This is a genomic window from Rhizobacter sp. P3_B12 (assembly GCF_056402895.1).
This window is the reverse complement of record NZ_JBFUGN010000808.1, coordinates 1-2,852: the sequence shown is the minus strand read 5'-3', so window position 1 is coordinate 2,852 and position 2,852 is coordinate 1. Positions and strand designations below refer to the sequence as shown.

2 protein-coding genes are annotated in these 2,852 nt (G+C 63.4%); both read right to left on the bottom strand.

Annotation, left to right across the window (positions count from 1 at the left end; translation table 11 throughout):
- Positions 1-262: 262 nt before the first annotated feature.
- Positions 263-574: a DUF5076 domain-containing protein gene (locus AC1D01_RS28345; RefSeq protein WP_477872354.1), complete on the bottom strand. Its 312-nt coding sequence runs from the start codon at positions 572-574 to the stop codon at positions 263-265.
- Between the two features lie 10 nt (positions 575-584).
- Positions 585-2,852 (bottom strand): RHS repeat-associated core domain-containing protein (locus AC1D01_RS28340; RefSeq protein ID WP_477872352.1); only part of this gene is annotated, 2,268 nt, incomplete at its 5' end.

The window sequence follows — 2,852 nt, the reverse complement described above, 5'->3', positions numbered from 1 at the left end:
TGGCTGCCCTGGCTGTCGGCGGTGTAGATGCGAACCACCCGGCCCAGCGCGTCGTACTCGGTGCGCGACAAGCCCACGTCGGCGCTACCCGTGCTCGTCGACGAGCCGCTGTCCAGAAAGTACGGCTGCGTCTGCAGCACCACCTGGCCCAGGTCGCCGTACTCGGTGTCGGTGACGATCAGCCGGTTCGTGCCGCCAAGCTGCGCAGACCACGGCCGATCAGTTCAGCACGACCATCGGTGTAGCGTCGCGAGCCTCGCAATCAGTGCCTCTGAACGAATCCACCTTTGGCTTCGGATGTTGACGCATCCAACTCCCTGACAAAGCTGTCACGAATCTTCTGCAGCGATTCGGCCGCATTGGTCGCATACCCTGATTCCAGAGCATTTGCCAAATGCTTGGCAACGTCCGCCAAGATGGTGCCCCACGCACGCTCTTCTTGAATATTCATCGTTTCACGGTACATGCCGACTTTCATGGAGCAGTGAATTTTCTTCTCTGCGATCCACACTCGCAGCATTTCAACTGCGTCTTCGTCGCGCATAGCGGCTTCGGGAATCGGACGTTCATTCATCATCATTTCCTCAGTTGCTAGGAGGGGGAGTGATACCCCTGTTGTCCCATTTCTTGGGTGCGACCTCGTTGCGCTTGTTATCAAGCTCATCGACACCACCGCGATCATTGATCGCTTGCTGCTCCTTGGTACGACGAGTATCTCGGTCGCCTTTCGGATAAGTATCAACCACTTCGGCACCCTCCCGGTCACGGCCGTCTGACTTGTCTCGCTTGCGTTGGTCCATATCGTCCGTCGAACCAACATAGTCCTTTCCAGAACTGGTTTTATCGCCCTTGACACAATAGATGCAACCCTTCTCATTGCCTGCCTCGGTCGACAACCCGTCGGCCGCTTGTTCAGGCGAGTCACCCACAGACAATACCGCATCAACCATCTTCCACAGCACTGATCCGTTCTCGGCCTCCTTGTGGACGTACTCGCGAATGCCGCCAACCACTCTCGTGGTTTTGGCGGCCCCTGCGTTCAGGCCTTGTTGGAACGACTTTTGAGCTGGCGTGCCGGGTGCGGCCATCAGCACGAACGTCGGCGGCCCCGCTCTGAAGAGACCTCCCATGCACGACGACGTGCAGGTCAGGTTCGGTGCGGGAAGCGTCGGAACCGCAGTTCCGGTGATGTTCACCTGCTCCATCACGTACGCCTCAGGGTCCCAGGTCTTGTCGGGGAAATCGCCCCAGCCGCTCGGGTCAACGCGCGCCAGCGGGTCATTTCTTGCGTAGCTGTAGCGGTTGTAGGCCTGCAACTCGTTGGGGTCGGTCACCAACTTGTCAGGCGACAGGAAGCGCCCGATCGTCGCGTCGTACAGTCGCCCGTTCATGTGCGTGAGCCCGATATCGTCGAGCTGCTCGTGGCCGGTGAAGCCTCGGTCGGTGCCGCTGTTGACGGCCGAGCTCCAGTCGATGACGAGCGTGCCGGCGGCGTCGTAGTTGCCGTTCGCGAAGCGGCGCTTGCCGAACGGGTCATACGCATCGCGGGCCGTCACGTCACCGTTGTGATCCGTCGTTGCCGCGACGCTGCCCAGGTGATCCTTGTGCCAGTACTCCAGCTTCACCGCGCTCAGGCTCGACTGCACGGGTGGTGCGGTTTGCGTGGATCCGAGCACCGGCAGCGCTCCAGTCGAGACCAACACCCCGAGGCTCTGGCCGCCTGCGCTCAGGTAGTGACGGTTGCTCGTGACCGTTGGGTTCGCCGCGCTCGGGCTTGTCGGTGAATTGACCTCGCTCTCGAAGGCCAATCCGCCGGTGTTGTCCGGGTGCAGGTACCACGTGGTGCGCGTGCCGGCATTGGTGCCATTCGGAATCGTCCGCACCTCGCGGATGCGCGCATGGTCCTCGTCGTAGCTCCACACGTAGCTCGGCCCGCCCGCCGGGCCTTGCACACCCGCCTGACTGTCCGGCAGGTTGAAGCCGGTGTAGGTGATGCCGCGATATTTGCCCGCTGTTGCGCTCGCGATGTTCCCGTTCGCGTCGAAGCCGTAGGTGTTGGCTGCTGCCCCTTCGATGCTCTGGACCGCATGCGGCCGCACCGCGTTCGCCCCCTGCGCGCCGTAGCTGTACGCCCCCACATCGCTCTTGTAGAGGATGCTGCCCAGCGCGTTGTATTGCAGGCTCACTGTGCGCACCAGGCCGCTGATCGCAGGCGCAGCCACCGTGTAGCGCTGCAGCCGGCCGAGCGCGTCGTGCTCGAAGTTCTCCGTCACCGCGCCTGTGCTGCCATCCCCGTTCGCATCGTTGCGGTTCGTCAGCCGGCCCAGGCTGTCCCACACGTAGCCGTGGTTCAGCACGGTGCTTGCACCCGCCTTGCCCGACACCAGCCCGCTGGCCCGGCCGGTGAAGGCCTCGTAGGCCGAGGTGCTCACCACCGCATTGCTGTACTTCTGCTGCTCCAGCCGGTCCCACGCGTTGTAGCCCTGCGCCTGCCACAGCACCGTGCCCGCCGGCAGCGCGATGCTCGCACCTGGCGTGCCGCCCGGAGTCGCCGGCAACGGGTTCACCGTTACCGCCGTCGCGAGCAACACCGTGCCGAGGAACCCCTTCGGCGTGTACCCGTAGTTCACCGTCAGCCCGGTCGGCCACGTCTGCGTCGCCTGCCGGCCATTCGCGTCGTAGCTCAGCGCGCTCGCAAAGCTCGGCCCGTTCGCCACGGTCGTGCGGTTGCTGATGAGTCGGCCCAGGCTGTCGTACACCCACTGCTGGCTCATGTCGGTGCTGGCGCTCGTCGCGCACAGCTTGCCGATGCCCATCGCGCAGTTGTCGTAGGTCCAGGTGCTGCTGTACTC